Raw genomic sequence first — 17,448 nt, forward strand, 5'->3', positions numbered from 1 at the left:
ATCGTCAGCTATTCAGACGTATAGAATCAAAATTATTTAAGCATTTTCCTAATGTCAAAATCAGACAATTTCTGCAATCAATATGCAGTGCTGAAACCTTCACTGCACTTTTTTGCATTGCTAAGCTTGCTTTTAACTACTGAAAGTTTACTCGCACAAACACCTAAAAAACCGGAAGCAAACCGGTTCACCAAAGTAGTTCTTGCGCAACGACTTGAAGAGCCCATGCAGTTTCAAATCCTGAAAGACGGCCGGGTACTTTATGCGGAGCGGAAAGGCAAGTTGAAGGTGTATGATCCAAAGTCGCAGGCTATGGAAACGGTGGCTGAGTTTGCCGTTAGTACAAAATATGTGAATAAAGCGGGCGAAGTTACCGAAGGGGAAGATGGGATGCAGGGCGTGATCCTGGATCCGGATTATGACAAAAATCACTGGATTTACATTTACTACTCGCTGGCTGGCGACGAGGCGAAAAACGTGCTTGTGCGTTACGAGTGGCACGGTAAGGAATTGCTGGAAGGCTCGCGAAAAGTGGTTTTGGAAGTGCCGGTGCAGCGGGAGGAATGCTGCCACGTGGGCGGAGGAATGCTTTTCGACAAAGATAAAAACCTGTATCTGACGACGGGCGATAATACGTTTTCCCGTGCTTCTGATGGTTTTGCTCCCCTTGATGAAAGACCGGGAGAATCACCCCGCGATTCCCAAAAGTCATCTCCGAACACGAATGATTTAAGAGGGAAAATCTTGCGCATTCATCCTGAACCAGACGGCTCGTATACAATTCCAAAAGGCAACCTTTTTCCTCCCGGAACGCCGCAGACCAAACCTGAGATTTATACGATGGGCAACAGGAACCCCTGGCGGCCAACGATCGATTCGAAAACCGGCTGGCTGTATTGGGGAGAAGTAGGCCCGGATGGTTCGCGCGATGACCTGGAAAAACGCGGACCGCAATCCTACGATGAATTCAACCGCGCCAAAGGACCAGGATTTTACGGGTGGCCGTATTTTGTAGCCAATAACAAGGCTTACGTGAAATATGACTTCGCTACCAAAGTTTCCGGTGCGCCTTTTGACCCTGCTCATCCGGTCAACAATTCTCCCAACAGCACTGGTTTAAAGGAGCTTCCAGCTGCGCAGCCTGCATTTATATGGTATTCAAAAGCACAAAGCCAGGAGTTTCCGCTCATGGAAAGCGGCGGTAACAGCGCAGTGGGCGGGCCGGTATTCAGAAAAGATGATTTCAAAAATGCATCACGATTATTTCCAGCATATTACGAAGGAAAATGGTTCATCACCGACTGGGTAAGAGGCTGGGTGAATGTTGTGGAAATGGATGAAAACGGCGAATACAAATCCATGGAGCGCTTTCTTCCTGACCTAAAATTAAAGGGGCCGATTGACATGAAATTCGGGCCGGACGGTGACCTGTATGTGCTGGAATATGGGAATGGATATTTCAAAGATAACCCGGAAGCCGAACTGATCCGGATCGAGTACAACAGCGGAAACAGAAAACCATTGGTAGAAGCATCAGCCAGCAAAACGGCGGGTGCGCTTCCCATGCAAGTCACGCTATCCTCGGAAGGCACCAAAGACTTTGACGAAGACGACGCGCTACAATATGAATGGGTCGTCAGCAAAAACAAAGCCGTTTTCAAAACGCTGAAAGAGGCGAATCCGTCTATCACATTTACTACGCCCGGCACTTATCAGGCAACTTTAACTGTCACGGATAAAGCCGGAGAAAAGAATACCAAATCGGTTGAGATAAAGGCAGGTAACGAACCTCCGGTGGTTGAATTTAAAATCACTAAAGGGAATTCCACCTTCTATTTTCCAGGAAAAAGCATTGATTATGAGGTGCGTGTGAGCGACAAGGAAGATGGCAGTCTTGCAAACAAGAATATTGCGCCTTCCCAGGTTTCGGTCAGTACGAACTATCTTTCCGAGGGTTTTAACTTAACCCGGATCGCGCAAAAGCAAATGAGCGTGGATGCTTCGGCGCAATATGCAACTGCGATTTCGCTGATCAATAATGGCGATTGCAAGGCTTGTCATGCTATTAAAGAAAAGGTTTTGGGGCCATCTTTTACGGCTATATCTGCCAAATACAAGGGTGATCCAACGGCAATTGCAGGTCTGTCCAAGAAGATATTGAATGGTGGTTCGGGCGTCTGGGGAGATGCATTCATGCCCGCGCACCCGACCATGGCGGAAAGCGACGTGAAAGGAATTGTCCGCTACATTATGAGCTTGTCGGACGCACCCAAACCGGCCAAAACATTGCCTGTAAAAGGCACTTATACGACCGTCGTTCCCAAGGGCGATACGGAAGGCAGCTTCATATTCCGCGCCGCATATGCCGATAGGGGCACAAAAACAGCGTCCTCGCAATCCTCGGAAGCAACGCTTGTCCTTCGCAATCCGGTAGTGCCAGTCACATTGGCCGACCAGGTTAAAGATATCAGTTTCAATAATGACAGTACGATGGCATTTGTAAGAAATTCCGGCGCGTCTTTCAGGCTCAAAGGCACTGACCTGACGGGCATCAAGCAAATCGAAATTATCCGTGCATCCGGGCGGAATGCACCGACACCTCCTTCGGGAACGATCGAGGCACATGCTGGCAGCGCCGATGGAGTTCTTTTGGGAAAATTTTCAGGTGAATACAGCGATAAAATGATACTTGACATTGCTGCCGGTGCAGCTTCTGGTGTAAAAGATGTTTATTTTGTCTTTACCGGAGCACCTATCCGAATTAAAGCTGTTCGTTTCGGTGCAGGTGAGTAAAATCAATCCATATCAAATAGTATAGTTGTGTATAAGCATATTTTTAACAGCGTATTTCTGGCGGTAACCGCATCCAGCTCTTTTGCCCAGAATGCGCCAACCATTATTCCGATTGAAACCAGACAGAATGTGCTGGTCTTGCAAACTGACAAGGATAATCATCTTGAAATCACTTATTTCGGAAAAAAACTAAGTCAGCCCGCAGAGTACAAACTCATTCCATCTCAGAGCCGCCAACAGGATGGAAATGCGGGGATTTATAGCTCGGCTTATACTCCGGCGGGAACGTGGAATGTCTCCGAACCCGCGCTGCAGTTGACGCATGGCGATGGAAATAAATCACTGGATCTTGTTTATGTAAGCCACAAAACCGTAAAGGAAAACGACAATGTCAGTCTAACGAGCATTGTTTTGAAAGATCCGGTGTATGCAGTGGAGGTGACACTTTTTTACAAAACATATTTCCAGGAAAATGTGGTGGAGCAGTGGAGTGTGATCAAAAGCGAAGAGAAGAAACCCGTAACGCTTCAAAAATACGCTTCCGCCAATCTCTATTTCATCGCAAAAGATTATTATCTGACGCATTACAATGGCACATGGGCCAAAGAAATGAACCCGGAAGAAGAGCAATTGACAGCCGGAATCCGGGTGCTGGATTCCAAACTGGGAACACGCGCCAATCTTTATCAGCCGCCTACGTTTTCCCTGTCTTTTGATAAACCGGCAACAGAAACGGAAGGGAAAGTTCTCTTGGGAACACTGGCCTGGTCAGGCAATTTCAAAATGGAATTTGAGGTTGATTCGTATCATAATCTGCGCTTGATCGCGGGTATAAATCCATACTCCTCAGAATATCCGCTCGCACCGAAACAGGAATTTAAAACACCTTCATTTATCTACACATTCTCAGAAAACGGAAAAGGAGAAGCCAGCCGCAACCTGCATAACTGGGCCAGAAAATACCGCATCCTAGACGGGGAGGGCACCAGAATGACGCTTTTGAATAACTGGGAGGCCACTTATTTTGATTTTAATGAAAACAAACTTTCTGAGCTTTTCAAAGATGGCAAGAAGCTGGGCGTTGATCTGTTTTTGTTGGACGATGGCTGGTTTGCCAACAAATATCCAAGAAACACCGACGGAGCCGGCTTGGGAGATTGGCAGGAAAATGTAAAGAAATTGCCAAACGGGATTGGCTATCTGGTGAAGGAAGCGCAGAAAACAGGAATCAAATTCGGGATCTGGGTTGAGCCGGAAATGGTGAATCCAAAAAGTGAGTTGTACGAAAAACATCCGGATTGGGTGATCAAACAACCGCAGCGGCCCGAACATTACATGCGCAACCAGCTGCCGCTGGATTTGTCAAACCCGGAAGTTCAGGATTTTGTGTATGGCATTCTGGATAAACTGTTTACGGAAAATCCGGACATCGCCTACATCAAATGGGACTGCAATGCAACCACATTCAACCCTTACTCAGCTTACCTCGAAAAAAACAAGCAAAGTCAGGGCAAGCTTTATGTTGACTATGTAAAAGGACTGTATAAAGTTCTGGAAAAGCTGCGGGCGAAATATCCGAAAGTGCCCATGATGCTTTGCTCGGGCGGCGGTGGCCGGGTGGATTATGAAGCGCTGAAATATTTCACAGAATTCTGGCCCAGCGACAACACCGACCCATTGGAACGTGTGTTTATGCAATGGGAATATTCCTACTTCTTTCCCTCGATTGCGCAAAGCGCACACGTAACCGATTGGGGAAAACAGCCTTTAAAATTCCGTACCGATGTGGCAATGATGGGCCGGCTGGGTTATGACATTGTAGTCAGTCATTTAAATGAGAAAGATCTGCAATTCAGCCAGCAGGCAGTCGCCAATTACAATGCAGTCAAAGACGTCATTTTCCAGGGTGATCTTTTCCGGTTGATCGACCCTAAGAAAAACGATTACGCTGCATTGATGTATGCGGCGAAAAACAAATCCAAAGCCATTCTATTCTCCTATTTGGTCGGAAACAGAAATGGTGACGGTTCTGATACGCCGATCCGGCTGGAAGGTTTGGACGCAACGAAGAATTATAAAGTACGAGAATTGAATCTCTATCCTGGGACCAAATCTGCCATCAAAGAAGATCAGGTTTATTCAGGAGAATATCTGATGACGGCCGGTTTCAATCCGGTTGTTAATGCGAGAAGAACGAGTGTAGTGTTGGAGATTGAGGCGATTTAGGGGGTCGTTTTTTGAAGAGTTTATTATCATAAATCTTGCGCTATGAACCTGAAATACATATCAACAACGCTTTTAACACTCGGTCTTTCACTAATCCTGCGATTTACCGCTGATGCCCAGACATCCGAAGAAAAACCACTGTGGCCATCGGGTATCACAGATAATCCCGTGAAATATGCTACTGGCGAAGAGGTGGTTAATTTCGATGTAAATCCTCAGTCGCTTTCAAAAAAGAACCGGGTCTTTCGCAAAGTGTCCGTTCCTACTTACGTTCTGCATTTGCCACCGCCGGGAAAGGAAACGGGGGTCGCCGTAGTGATATGTCCCGGAGGCGGTTTTGTAGATAACTGGTTCGATCGGGAAGGAACTGACCTTGCACTTTGGCTAAAAGAACGGGGCGTGGCATCGTTGGTGTTAAAGTATCGCCTGAATACCAGAGATAGCAGCAAAAACTTTGTAATCCCCAGAGAAACCTATTTCGCAGCTGCATTCGATGACGCAAAGCAGGCCATTATCACTTTGCGAAAAGATGCAGCTAAACTTAAAATTGATCCCAATAAAATTGGCATAGCAGGTTTTTCGGCGGGTGGAACCTTGGCGGTGGAACTAGCAGCAACCGACGAAATCAATGCAGGACCCGGCACGGTTAGCTGGAAACCCAATTTCGCAGGTCTTTTCTATGCTGCATTTCTAAAAACTTATACGGTTCGAAAGGAAAGTTGTCCCCCGGTTTTTCTCATCAATGCCCACGACGATAGGTTAACCACAGCCGCCAAATGTGTTGATTTTTATTCATCGTTATTGAAAGCAGAAATTCCAGCCGAAATGCATATTTACAACAAAGGCTCACATGGATTTGCCATGGATTTTACAAAAGGAGAAACCCTGAAATACTGGCCTGAGAGCTTTTTAGGGTGGTTAAAGGACATTGGGATGGTTCAGAAAAAGTAAGTGTATTTAACCGGATCTAATGCGATTGATGATCAATAGTTAAACCCAATTGCCCGAGAAAGAGGCCACTATTAGTCCAGTTTCAACGGTGGCCCTACCACCTTCATTTCGTTTTGTTCAAATATTTTGGCAATTTCCTGAGGCGAAGGATCGCTGGTTAGCGCCGCCATTTGCACAAAAAAATCTTCCAATTTTCCAGCCGGTTGCAATGTCACCAGCATTTTGCCTTTGGCCGATGCCTGGGTCCAGGCGTGGGGAACTGCCCGCGGAAGAAAGATACTCTCACCAGCCGTCAGGCTAAATCTTTCCTTATCAACAAGAAATTCATACGCGCCTTCAAGCACATAAAAAACTTCGTCCTGGCCCGGATGCACATGTAGAGGCGTTCCACGGCCTTGACTGAGCGAAGTTTGCTCAAAAATCGCAAAACCACCATCCGTATCACTACCCGAAACCTTAACATCCAACACATTCGCATTGACGCCCTTCAACTGAATGTGCCCATGCTTACGCCCTTCACCCGCCTTCGTTTTAAATACTTTTGCAATCACTCCCCTTAATGCCGCTGCCTTAGCAAATACAAGGGTAGGAAGTGAACTAATGACAGCCATACTGCCAATGAATGCGTTTCTTTTCATAGGATGATGAATGTTGAAAGTTAATTTGTTCGGGTTAAAAGGCATTCAAAAAAGGGGCAAATGTGCGCATTCCGCTAAATGGATGCGCAGCGTTTGCGTTTTTTATTTAAGCTGATATTTTAGAGGAGAAGCGCAACTAATGTAAGGATGGGGGAGGTGTGGAGCGCTACCTTTAAATAAGTTGGAAAGAGGGCGCAGCCGCAAAGATTGTGCGGATTGATGATGGTACCAGATAATTTGTGCAAGTGCCACTTGCACAAATTCGCGGTCAGGAGTTTATGTGACTAATTATTTTGCTTATCGTTTGATTTAAAGTATTTTGCGTTCCTTTTCCAGTGTATTTTCAATAGCCCGCTTCTCCCGCTCAATTTCTGCAATCAATTCTTCCTCTGTTGGCAAATAAAGCATGTACTTCGTAGCGAACAACTGCTTGCTATCATTCAAAATACTATACTTTACAACAGTTTCATCTTTTTCAGTACAAAGAATAATTCCGATCGTGGGATTGTCATCATCTTGTTTTTTCAGGTCGTCAAACATTCGAATATACATATCCATTTGCCCGGTATCCTGGTGTGTTAGCTTGCCTGTTTTTAAATCAAAAAGTACAAAGCATTTAAGAAGATAGTTGTAGAAAACGAGGTCAATATAAAAATGACTTGTTTCTGTGCTTATTCTGAACTGTCGTCCGACAAAGGAAAAACCTTTTCCTAATTCGAGTAAAAAATGCTGCAAGTTTCCGATTAAGGCTTTTTCAATGTCTTGCTCTAATGCATTTATTGGTTCAGAGATATTTAAGAATTCAAAAACGTAGGGGTCTTTGATAAAATCGTTAGAGAGAATTTTGTCAGAATTTTGATTGAGAATCGATGTTTCTGGCCTGGTTTGAGAAGAGAGCAAACGCTGATAATAATGGGAATTGATATTACGCTCCAACGTCCGAGTACTCCACATTTGATCGGCGCATTCATTCTCATAATATGTTCGTGCCGCAGGATCTTCGACCCTCATTATGAGCCGGTAATGTGTCCAGCTCAATTCCCTACGCACTGCGTAAGATTTTTGGTTATCAGAAAAAGTTAGGTAGAATTTTCGGAAATTTTCAAGGTTCGCTACTGAAAACCCTTTACCGATTTCGCGACTTAGGTCCTTGGAAAGTTGTTTGATAATGCCTTCTCCATAGGCAGCTCGGATCTCTCCAAACTGTTCTTCTTCCACGATTCTTTTTCCTATCTGCCAATAAGCTTCAAGCATTGCTGTATTGACGGCCCTGTAAGCATTTTGTCTTGCAGATTGTAAAATGCGAACAACATCCTGTATTAAGGACATTTCCGGAGACTTGGAGTCGATCATCGTGTTAATAGTTTCTCCAACCTTTCCATCATCTCATCCTTCTCCCTCAACATCCGCTCATACAAAGCAATCTTCTCCTCATGAAGTTGAATGATCTTGTCAATTGGATGGAAAACGGGATTATTATTTACGACAGCCGAATTGTTATTGAATGTACTTGAAATAACGGTGATCGCTTGATTCTCATCAAAATTCCGAATCGCCTCAGCCGGGATTTTCAAAATCGCCGCCACCTGCTCCAAAATATCGGAATCGATCTTCTCCCTTTGTTCGAGTAGGGAGACTTTTTGCTGGTTCCAATCTTCGCCTAGTTCGAATGCGAGGGCGTCTTGTTTGATCGCGAGCATTTCCCGAAATCTTTTAAGGTTGCGGCCTTCGTGGATCTTGGGATTGGAGGTAGTATGTGTCATCTGGAACGGGTGTTTGGTTAAAAAGGCAATTTATGTAAATCTCCTGGGAAGTTTCCGGATAATTTACGCGAACCAAAATGTAAGTTACCGGGCGGTTAGGTCAATCCAGCGTTACTTTTTGAATCGCGGGGCTAGCAACATTTGTCCCGCAAAATGAAAACGCTGATGAAATTTTTCGCCAACGAGATCATATACAAAGCCCTTCTCCATTGGGGGAAGGGCTTTACCGGGCGTTTTCACAAATCTATTTCTTTACTATCGCAGGGTGTCAGTATCGTTTGCCCGAGGTAATGTCCCTGGACCGTGACATCGCGCTGGTCGCCGATCTCTACACGGAATATTCCGTTTGTGACCGTTGTTTCTTTGAACGTTTCGCCTTTTCGTCCGCTTCGGTCCTTTCCCTTGATGGAAACGATCACTTTCCCATTCACGCCTTCCCCGTTGTCATTTCGTACAATCTCTCCAAATGCCAGGCCATGCTCTGCTTCAAACCGTTTGAAATGAGTGCCTAAGCCGGTGAGCACGAGTAAGGTTGCGCCGCCGATGATTTCGGCAGCGCACGTATTTCCCGTATCGCCGAGTGCAGAAAGGCGCAGATTAGTGGTAATCCTGCGTTCCCTCCGGATGAGGTTTTTGGTCATATAGCTGAAACGGGCGTCGCCAAGCAGGGATTCCGTCATTACGAGGATCTGCTTTTTCTCACCTGGTTGCAGGAAAACCCAGCGGTGATCGAGGTATACGCGGAATAACGGGTGCGGCTGGTGGATTGTGAAATAAACGAAGGCGGGGTGTTTTAATGTGTTTTCTGCTACAAGTACCGTCGCTTCCCTTGATGCCGGCGAGCTCGTGGTAGAGGCCATCCATGTGTAATTGGATTGAGCCTCGTTGTTCTCGGGAGTAACCTCCCATATATTACTGACCGAATCGAGAAACGGGTCCATTCGCGCAACCAAACATGCGTGCTGGTTATACTGAACGGAGCCAAAGGGGAACGAGACTGTGGCAGGACTCCATATATCCGATGCCGTAAAGGTCACCGTCGAACCTGCCGGCACATCCAGTGTCTGCTCACCCAGCGGCGACTCCGTACCTCCGCCAAATGTAAAATCTTTGGCAAAAAATTTCACCGTAACACTGTGGGCATCACTGGAACCGCGGTTGGTAACCCGGGCGATAACTGTGTTATTGTGCCCTTCCCAGGGAATGTTCCTGAATGCAGGGTCCGATGCATTACGCCCATTGAGGACCTCAATGTCAGGACTTTGCCAGTTTGATCCCGGCGACCACGGGGTTAATGCAGGGTCGGGTTTCAGGTCGGCCGCGTAACGGACGCGTATGGTTGCAGAGTCGGCGGTGGTATTGGAAACATCCACAATAAAATCCTGTTCAAATCCTGGTGTTGTGGTATCCCTGTCCTTGAAATCCTGTGAGAGTGAAAACGAGCCCTCATCGGTCACCGCGTCGGCGTCTTCCTCCACACGAAGAATATTAGGCCGGTCGCTCGGATTCGTTGAACGGAACAGCGCCTCAGTTCCCAGCACGGCCCTGGATTTTGGCGGATTATGGTCGGCCGTAACCCCGGAGACAGCGGGACGGTATTCAAAATAATAATTTTTACCATCTTCGAGGCGTACTTCGGCGGCGGCAAAACGACCCGCCGGGACCGGCCCTGCCATGGTTGCATGCAAGGTGATACTTTCGTCTATCGCACCAAAAACGCCAAAGTTATACATCCGGATCTGGTTCGGGTTAAGCCAGCCGAGCATCAGCCGGTGTGCGGCAGAAGGCAGCGGCAGGTCACGCTCCCAGGTCATCAGTTCCCAGCTTTCATTGGGGTTAAATCCTGTAATGCGACTGCTCGCATCCGCGCTGAAAGAATTTTGATCGTACTGATCATTGAGGCCGAGATTATGCCCAAGCTCATGAATTACGGTTTCATGAAACTGGCGGGCACCATCCCGCGTTGCCCAATCGTCCGGCATGAAAACTTTTCCCACGCCACGATATTGCGGAATAGGAATAGGAGCCGTAAGGTCAACCCCTACGAGCTGCTGAATGTTTGTGAGAGAAGCTCTTGGCCAAACAAATAGATCGTCGTCCGGTGCGGTGCGGGGCACACTTCTCACGGCATAAATCAGTGAATCAATCTGCGAAAGGTCCAAAAAAGGAGCATTACCTGCTTGCTGGGCAATGATGTTTTGCTGTACAATAAGAGATATGATGGTCGAGTCAAGATCTTGATTGGCTATCCACGTATCGTCAAAAGTAAAGTAAGATTCCCAGGCATTGGGCAGCATAACAGGCTGCGTTATCCCAACAAGGTTCACATTGAAAAGTCCTCCGGAAGCCTCATTATAATACCGCACAACAGACTGGTTCAGCACGCCTACGCCATTGACCATCTCATCCTGAAAACCATTTATGATCGTATTCAAAGCCGCGCCGCCGGGATAACGGTTGCTGGAAGTATCTACCAGAACGAGGCCGATATTACGTGTACCAAGGGCCGGTATAACATTTACATTCTGCGGGACCTGAAAGTCGCCGCTGTCGGGCCCGCCCCAGGTCCCGCCCGATGGCCCCGATTCAATGCTGCCAAATGTTGTAACCGATGGCCCGTATTCCTCGTTCGTCCAGTTTTCGAGCACATTAAATATTGCGGTTGCGATGGAATTGCCCTGATGGATTACTTCAAGTTTATGCTTTCCCGTCATCCAGCCCGCAGCCAGCATGATATCGGGCTCAGCAGGGTTGAAGCTGTTATCTCTTGAAATAGAGACCATGGCGCCGGATTCTTTGGGGTGAACAATAAATTCCAGATCATCGAAGCTGATGGCAGGATTGTTGATTTTCACCGGAACGCGTACCCATCCCGAAATGAAAAGCTCGCCGTCGGGGACTCTGAGGGTAACCGGATCAGAATTCAGTTTGCCAATCAGGACTTCCTCCTTCATCCCGATCACAATGCGTTCGTCATCTATAGCCTGAACTGCCCAGAGATGTGCTATGCCTGTGAAGATTTCCATGGGGGCAATGCCAGGTTGCGACAAATCAGCATATAAGATGCGGTCTCCGGATTTTTCAGCGATAAATACTTGGTTCTGCTGATTGTTTGTCCAGCAGGCGTCGGCAATTTCTCCGAGGTTATCGAAAATCACAACCGGCACATCGCCGATGATTATTTCCAGAATGCGGCCTCCGTTCGAATTTTCTGCCACGAAAATTCTTCCCGAAGTTTCCTGTTTCAATACAACCACAGCTTTATTCAGATCTGCGGAGAGCACGTTCAGCACGCTGGGCAGTTCCGTCAATGCAAACAGGCGGCCACTTGCGCTATCCTCCGTTACCAAGAGGGAATGGTCGCTCAGTGTGAGCACATTCGTCGGGTTAACGGGATTTCGCAGAAGCCTTCTCACATTACCTCCGCTGATCTTTCCTTTTAATAGCCCGCAAGCGGGCCCCACCATATATAATGTATCATCGTCGTCCGCAAGGTCAAAGGAATTTATTTTGGCCCTGACGCTAAAAATGGGGGACGAAGTACTCGCCGCAATATCCAGGGAAAAAAACCTCCCGTTTCTTTGGGCAATGATCACTTTGTCGCTGCCGGAAGTTACCCGGAGTGCTACCGGATTTTTAAAATTTTGTACAAGCTGAACTAGATTTGACATAGCGGTATAGTTAAAAAGTGGAACGATTTGACCGATTGGCGCTTCGGAAATTAATGGGAGGCATGCTAAAACTACAATTTATGCGGCCGCTATAATTACCATCAAATCAATTGGCTGGAAGGAACATGCTAATCTTATTTTATGGCGCGGGATTGTATAGTTTAAATAAAATATTTTCTTCCTAAAGGGATAATCGGCCCGGCTTGCTGCACTTAGGCTTTGAAACCAGTTTTAGCATGGCAGCTATTCTAGACAAGGTGCCTTCTGACACGAGGTTTTGCGCACGATGCGAAACTGCGCAATCACGTTTCGCGATCCAAAGCCTTTTCTTCATGAAAGAAATTTTTTACAAAGCACTGAAAGCGAATGTGCTTCTGGGTGCATTGATGCTTTTGGCACTCAATGTCTTTGCACAGAACGCCCGTGTTCTGACTGGCAAGGTTAACAGCGCCGCGGGGGCTGTTCCGGGTGTTAATATCTTGCTTAAAGGTTCACAAACCGGCACTACCACGGATGCTAATGGTAATTTCAGCATCAACATTGAAGGGCCTGATCCCGTGATCGTAGCCTCTTCTATCGGCTACAAATCGCAGGAAGTGAATGTCGGTAACAGCTCTGACATTACCATTTTACTGGAAGATGACATTGCAACATTAACCGAAGTCGTCGTTACAGGTTACTCGACGGAAAACCGCAGCCAGGTTACGGGTGCTGTTTCGACCGTAAAGCCGCAGCAATTGCAGGTTGTGCCTTCTTCCAATGTGGAGCAGCAGTTGCAGGGGCGCGTTTCAGGTCTTACCGTTATTTCAAATGGTCAGCCGGGAACGTCCAGCCAGGTGCGGATCCGGGGATTCGGATCTTTTGGCGGGAATCAGCCGCTGTATGTTGTGGATGGCGTTCCTACGCAGAGCATTCAGTTTATCAATCCTAATGACATTGAATCAACGACTGTATTAAAGGATGCAGCATCTGCTTCTATTTATGGAGCACGTGCTGCGGCTGGTGTCATTGTGCTTACAACTAAAAAAGGGCAGAAGAAGGCGCAGAAGCTGTCAGTTAGCTATGACGGATTGTATGGCGTTACCAATCCTGGCAAAGGCCAGGACATACTCAATCCGCAGGAACAGGCAGACTGGACTTGGCAGGCCAGGAAAAATGACATTTTTCAAAGTGGGGGAGCGATCGGGCCTAACAGCTTTGCAGGCATTGCCAATGGTCAGTATGGCTCCGGGAGTACACCTGTTTTGCCTGACTATCTGCTGGTTGGAGGGAAAGTTGGGCAGCCGGCATCAGCCGTTAACCTGGAAACAGAACGCGCAAAATACAATACTAATCCGGCAAACGGCCCGTATTATCTGGTTATGGAAGCCAACAAGCAAGGTACGGATTGGTACAAAGCCATCACCAGAACAGCACCTATGACGCGCCACACGCTCGGATTTTCAGGCGGCTCGGATTTTAGTCGTTATTATGTGAGTCTGGGCATGCAGGAGCAGAACGGGATTGTGATCAATAATAAATTTTCCCGTTACACATTGCGGACGAATACTGAGTTTGATTTGAGCAAGAAGCTGCGGTTTGGCGAGAACATTCAGTTGGCCTATGTTGGGGCAAAAGGTTTACAGGGCAATTCCGGCAGCTCGCTGGGGAACAGCACCAATAATAATTCGAGTATTGCATCCGACGAGAACGACATCCTCTCGGCATTCAGAATGGCGCCGATCGTGCCGGTTTACGACGCATTCGGCGGATATGGCGGAACGGCAGCTCCGGGTTTAGGTAATCCAAGGAACCCACTGGCCAGCAGAGAAGCCGCTGCTAATAACCTGAACCGGACCATTTACGGTTTTGGTAACGCCTATCTGGAATATGATGTCATTCCATCATTGACATTACGCAGCAGCATTGGCGGCACTTATTTCAACAATTACAGCACGAGCTCTTCACGTTCCACCTATGAAAATGCGGAGAACATTGCCAATTTCAGCTATAACGAAGGATCTGGTTTTGCATTAGCATGGACATTTACCAACACGGCCACATTCAAAAAGACATTCGGCAAGCACGAGATCAATGCGCTCGCCGGCGTCGAATCATTGAACACAGGCGCCGGAAGGAACATCAGCGGATCCGGCCTTAACCCGTTCTCGACCGATCCGGACTACGTGACGCTTAGTACAACCACGCCCGGCACGACGCGTCAGGTTAATAGCGGAAACTCCAAGGGAAATAACTTTTATTCACTTTTTGGTCAGGCCAAATACATTTACAATGACCGCTACATTGTAACCGCAGTCGTTCGCAGAGATGGTTCATCGCAATTCTCACCCAATAACCGTTTCGGCGTTTTTCCCGCATTCTCGGCTGCATGGCGTGTTTCTTCCGAAGATTTCATGAAGAACATCAACTGGATCTCAGACCTGAAAATAAGGGGCGGTTATGGCTTAATGGGGAATTCCAATTACCTGAGCTCAACCAACCAGTTCAATCTTTTCGCTTCCAACGCGGCAAACGGATATGATCTTGGAGCGACAAACAACACCATTTCGCCGGGTTACTACACCAGCCAAATCGGCAACCAGGATGCCAAATGGGAAACCAGCGTCACTTCCAACATTGGGATCGACGGTGCGCTTTTCAATAACAAACTCGAAATCGTGGTGGATTTCTGGCGCAAGGACACGCGTGATTTGCTTTATCAGCTGGCATTGCCGGGCGTTGTGGGTGTAAGGGCCAGCGCGCCATTTGTGAATGTAGCCAGCATGCGTAACCAGGGAATTGATCTTCTGCTTTCGAACCGCGGCGCATTGATCGGCGATCTGAACTATGAAGTGACGGCGATCGGGAGCTTTTTGCAGAATAAAATCACGGCCATTGCGCCACTGGTTCCCTATTTCACAGGCGGCGGAACCCGCTTGGGTACGCCCGTTGTGCGTAATGAGGTGGGTCATACGCTTTCCGAGTTCTTCGGATATCAGGTGGCAGGGCTTTTCAGCAGCAAAGAAGAAGTTGCAACCGCACCTACGCAGGCCGGTGCTGCGCCTGGACGTTTCCGCTTTGCGGACCTTAATAATGATGGTAAGATCAACGACGCTGACCGCGCTTACCTGGGCAGTCCGGTCCCGAAATTTACCGGTAGTATTTCACTCGGATTGTCTTATAAAGGCTTTGATATCAACACCAATATCTACGCTTCTTTGGGTAACAAAATATTTAACAACCAGCGCTGGTTTACAGACTTTTATCCCTCATTTACAGGCGGCGCGCTCAGCACACGCGTGAAAGATTCCTGGCTGCCCGACCGCACCGATGCCACTGTGCCGATCTTCGAAAGTGCCGGGAATTTCAGCACCAACACGCAAGCCAACTCCTACTATGTGGAAGACGGATCTTACGCCAGAATGCAGTATCTGAACCTGGGTTACACATTGCCGGCCACTGCCTTGAAAAAGATCGGCATGAGCCGCTTGCGCGTTTCGCTGTCCGCAACAAATCTCTTTACGGTGACTAAATACTCAGGACTTGACCCGGCCGTGGGTGGCTCGTCTGACTCGGCCTTCGGGATTGACGTGGGCAATTACCCGGTGACGCGCGGCTACAACCTGGGCCTGAATTTCGGCTTGTAATGCTTCTTAATGTTCAGATCAAAACATCAAATACAATGACAAAATATATCAATAAAACCTGGATCATCATGTTGCTGCTGACATTCGTCAATAGCGCATGTTCCGACAAATTCCTCGAAATCCCGGCCACCGGGCAGCTTTCTGTAACCCAGTTAAATTCAAAAGCAGGCATTGAAGGATTGCTGGTTGCTGCTTATGCAGAAACGAACGGCCGCGGCTTCCGCCGGGTAACGGGCACTTCCAACTGGCTGCGTGGAAGCATTTCCGGTGGTGATGCCAACAAGGGTTCCAATTCGGGTGATTACGGCGATCTGATCCCGTTCATGACTTACCAGCTTTATCCAAGCCTTTTTGATATTGGTCAGAAATGGAATGCCATGTATGAGGGCATCAGCCGTACCAATGCTGTTTTGCGCATTTTGCCCTCTGCCAGTGCGGATGTAACGGACGCTGACAAACAACGCATTTCCGCAGAAGCCCGTTTTCTGCGCGCCCATTATTACTTCGATTTGAAAAGGATCTTTAATATGGTCCCTTTCATTGACGAAACAATGACCTATGGAAATGGCATTGAAAAAGTGCCGAATAACACCGATATCTGGCCCAAAATCGAAGAAGATCTCGCCTATGCTTATCAAAACTTACCCGCAACACAACCGCTGGTAGGTCGTGCCAACAAATGGGCAGCGGCATCTTATCTGGCAAAAACGTATCTCTATCAGAAGAAATACCAGGATGCCAAAACCCTTTTCGACGAGGTGATTGCCAATGGCGTAACGAGCGGAGGGCTTAAATATGCATTGGTAGCAAATTATACCGACATATTTAATGCAGCTAAAGAGACAAATTCCGAATCCATTTTCGCCATTCAGGCCGCTGCAAATACCGGAAGCACCGATAATGCCAACACCGATCTCGGCTTAAATTATCCTTACGGTTCCAGCGCACCGGGCGGCTGCTGCGGTTATTTTCAGCCTAGTTTCGAGCTTGCCAATTCCTTCCGCGTGAATGCGCAGGGATTGCCGCTTGTGGACGGATCTTATAATATGGCTGCAAATCAGTTGAAAACCGATCAGGGCATTATTTCGGATCAGCCTTTTACGCCCGACGCCGGGCCGGTCGATCCACGTCTCGACTGGTCGGTGGGACGCCGGGGCATTCCTTTTCTGGATTGGGGCGTGCATCCGGGTTATTCCTGGATCCGCGACCAGAGCTTCGGCGGGCCTTATTCCCCTAAAAAATTTATTCATTACAAATCCCAGGTTAAAAACCTTTCGGACGCCACAGCCAGCACAGATACTTACTCGGCGATTAATTACAACATTATCCGCTACGCCGATGTGCTCTTAATGGCTGCGGAAGCTGAAATCGAAGTGGGAAGCCTTTCAAAAGCACAAAGCTATGTGAACATGGTCCGCCAAAGAGCTGCCAATAAAGAAGCTTGGGTGAAAACTGCGAATGGTCAAAATGCTGCGAATTATAATGTGTCCATTTACAATGCAGCCTGGTCAGACAAAACTGCTGCCAGACTTGCAGTCCAATTTGAGCGCAAGCTGGAACTATCAGGTGAAGGTCACCGCTTCTTCGACCTCGTTCGCTGGGGAACGGCGCAAACAGTGCTTAATAATTTTTTGACCTACGAAAAAACCAAATTGCCCGTGGCATACAGCGGAGGCAATTTCACAGCTGGCCGGGACGAATACCAGCCCATCCCACAAACCCAGATCGACTACCAGGGAAGCGACATATTGAAACAAAATCCTAATTATTGATCCAATCA

The 17,448-nt window shown here is 47.6% G+C and carries 9 protein-coding genes; 5 read left to right on the forward strand and 4 right to left on the reverse strand.

What is annotated here, in order from left to right; genetic code table 11:
* The first annotated feature begins 51 nt into the window (after positions 1-51).
* From NFI80_RS02470 to NFI80_RS02480, 3 genes are read left to right on the forward strand one after another with little or no spacing between them, the layout of a single operon-like run.
* Positions 52-2,793, forward strand: coding sequence for a PQQ-dependent sugar dehydrogenase (locus NFI80_RS02470; RefSeq protein ID WP_235165027.1), 2,742 nt, complete (start codon positions 52-54; stop codon positions 2,791-2,793).
* A gap of 27 nt (positions 2,794-2,820) precedes the next feature.
* On the forward strand, positions 2,821-5,019 hold the full coding sequence (locus NFI80_RS02475; protein ID WP_235165026.1) for an alpha-galactosidase: 2,199 nt from the start codon (positions 2,821-2,823) through the stop codon (positions 5,017-5,019).
* A gap of 42 nt (positions 5,020-5,061) precedes the next feature.
* Positions 5,062-5,970: an alpha/beta hydrolase gene (locus tag NFI80_RS02480; RefSeq protein WP_235165025.1), complete on the forward strand. Its 909-nt coding sequence runs from the start codon at positions 5,062-5,064 to the stop codon at positions 5,968-5,970.
* Between the two features lie 71 nt (positions 5,971-6,041).
* Here the strand turns inward: NFI80_RS02480 and NFI80_RS02485 are convergent, their stop codons facing one another.
* The 4 genes from NFI80_RS02485 to NFI80_RS02500 all read right to left on the reverse strand — a co-directional run bounded on the left by NFI80_RS02485 (position 6,042) and on the right by NFI80_RS02500 (position 12,042).
* Entirely contained in the window at positions 6,042-6,608 is a 567-nt protein-coding gene (locus NFI80_RS02485; RefSeq protein WP_235165024.1) for a cupin domain-containing protein, read from the reverse strand.
* A 309-nt stretch (positions 6,609-6,917) separates the two neighbouring features.
* Complete coding sequence (locus tag NFI80_RS02490; RefSeq protein WP_235165023.1) at positions 6,918-7,961, reverse strand: PDDEXK nuclease domain-containing protein; 1,044 nt, start codon at positions 7,959-7,961, stop codon at positions 6,918-6,920.
* Positions 7,958-8,371 (reverse strand): XRE family transcriptional regulator, encoded by a 414-nt coding sequence (locus tag NFI80_RS02495; protein WP_235165022.1) that lies wholly within the window; start codon positions 8,369-8,371, stop codon positions 7,958-7,960. Before NFI80_RS02495 ends, NFI80_RS02490 begins: the two co-directional genes overlap by 4 nt.
* Before the next feature lie 236 nt (positions 8,372-8,607).
* Positions 8,608-12,042 (reverse strand): hypothetical protein, encoded by a 3,435-nt coding sequence (locus NFI80_RS02500; RefSeq protein ID WP_235165021.1) that lies wholly within the window; start codon positions 12,040-12,042, stop codon positions 8,608-8,610.
* Between the two features lie 332 nt (positions 12,043-12,374).
* Here NFI80_RS02500 and NFI80_RS02505 point away from each other — a divergent pair, with 332 nt between their 5' ends.
* Both NFI80_RS02505 and NFI80_RS02510 read left to right on the forward strand, forming a co-directional pair.
* Positions 12,375-15,668, forward strand: coding sequence for a SusC/RagA family TonB-linked outer membrane protein (locus NFI80_RS02505; protein WP_235165103.1), 3,294 nt, complete (start codon positions 12,375-12,377; stop codon positions 15,666-15,668).
* A 35-nt stretch (positions 15,669-15,703) separates the two neighbouring features.
* Entirely contained in the window at positions 15,704-17,440 is a 1,737-nt protein-coding gene (locus NFI80_RS02510) for a RagB/SusD family nutrient uptake outer membrane protein (protein WP_235165020.1), read from the forward strand.
* Positions 17,441-17,448 lie beyond the last annotated feature (8 nt).

Source organism: Dyadobacter chenhuakuii (assembly GCF_023821985.2).
Lineage (GTDB): Bacteria > Bacteroidota > Bacteroidia > Cytophagales > Spirosomataceae > Dyadobacter > Dyadobacter chenhuakuii.

Excerpts from the sequence above, each read along its gene's own strand:
- NFI80_RS02505 (WP_235165103.1), top strand. The coding sequence starts at position 12,375 with ATGAAAGAAATTTTTTACAAAGCACTGAAAGCGAATGTGCTTCTGGGT.
- NFI80_RS02480 (WP_235165025.1), top strand. The coding sequence starts at position 5,062 with ATGAACCTGAAATACATATCAACAACGCTTTTAACACTCGGTCTTTCA.
- NFI80_RS02495 (WP_235165022.1), bottom strand. The coding sequence starts at position 8,371 with ATGACACATACTACCTCCAATCCCAAGATCCACGAAGGCCGCAACCTT.
- NFI80_RS02510 (WP_235165020.1), top strand. The coding sequence starts at position 15,704 with ATGACAAAATATATCAATAAAACCTGGATCATCATGTTGCTGCTGACA.
- NFI80_RS02490 (WP_235165023.1), bottom strand. The coding sequence starts at position 7,961 with ATGATCGACTCCAAGTCTCCGGAAATGTCCTTAATACAGGATGTTGTT.
- NFI80_RS02470 (WP_235165027.1), top strand. The coding sequence starts at position 52 with ATGTCAAAATCAGACAATTTCTGCAATCAATATGCAGTGCTGAAACCT.
- NFI80_RS02485 (WP_235165024.1), bottom strand. The coding sequence starts at position 6,608 with ATGAAAAGAAACGCATTCATTGGCAGTATGGCTGTCATTAGTTCACTT.
- NFI80_RS02500 (WP_235165021.1), bottom strand. The coding sequence starts at position 12,042 with ATGTCAAATCTAGTTCAGCTTGTACAAAATTTTAAAAATCCGGTAGCA.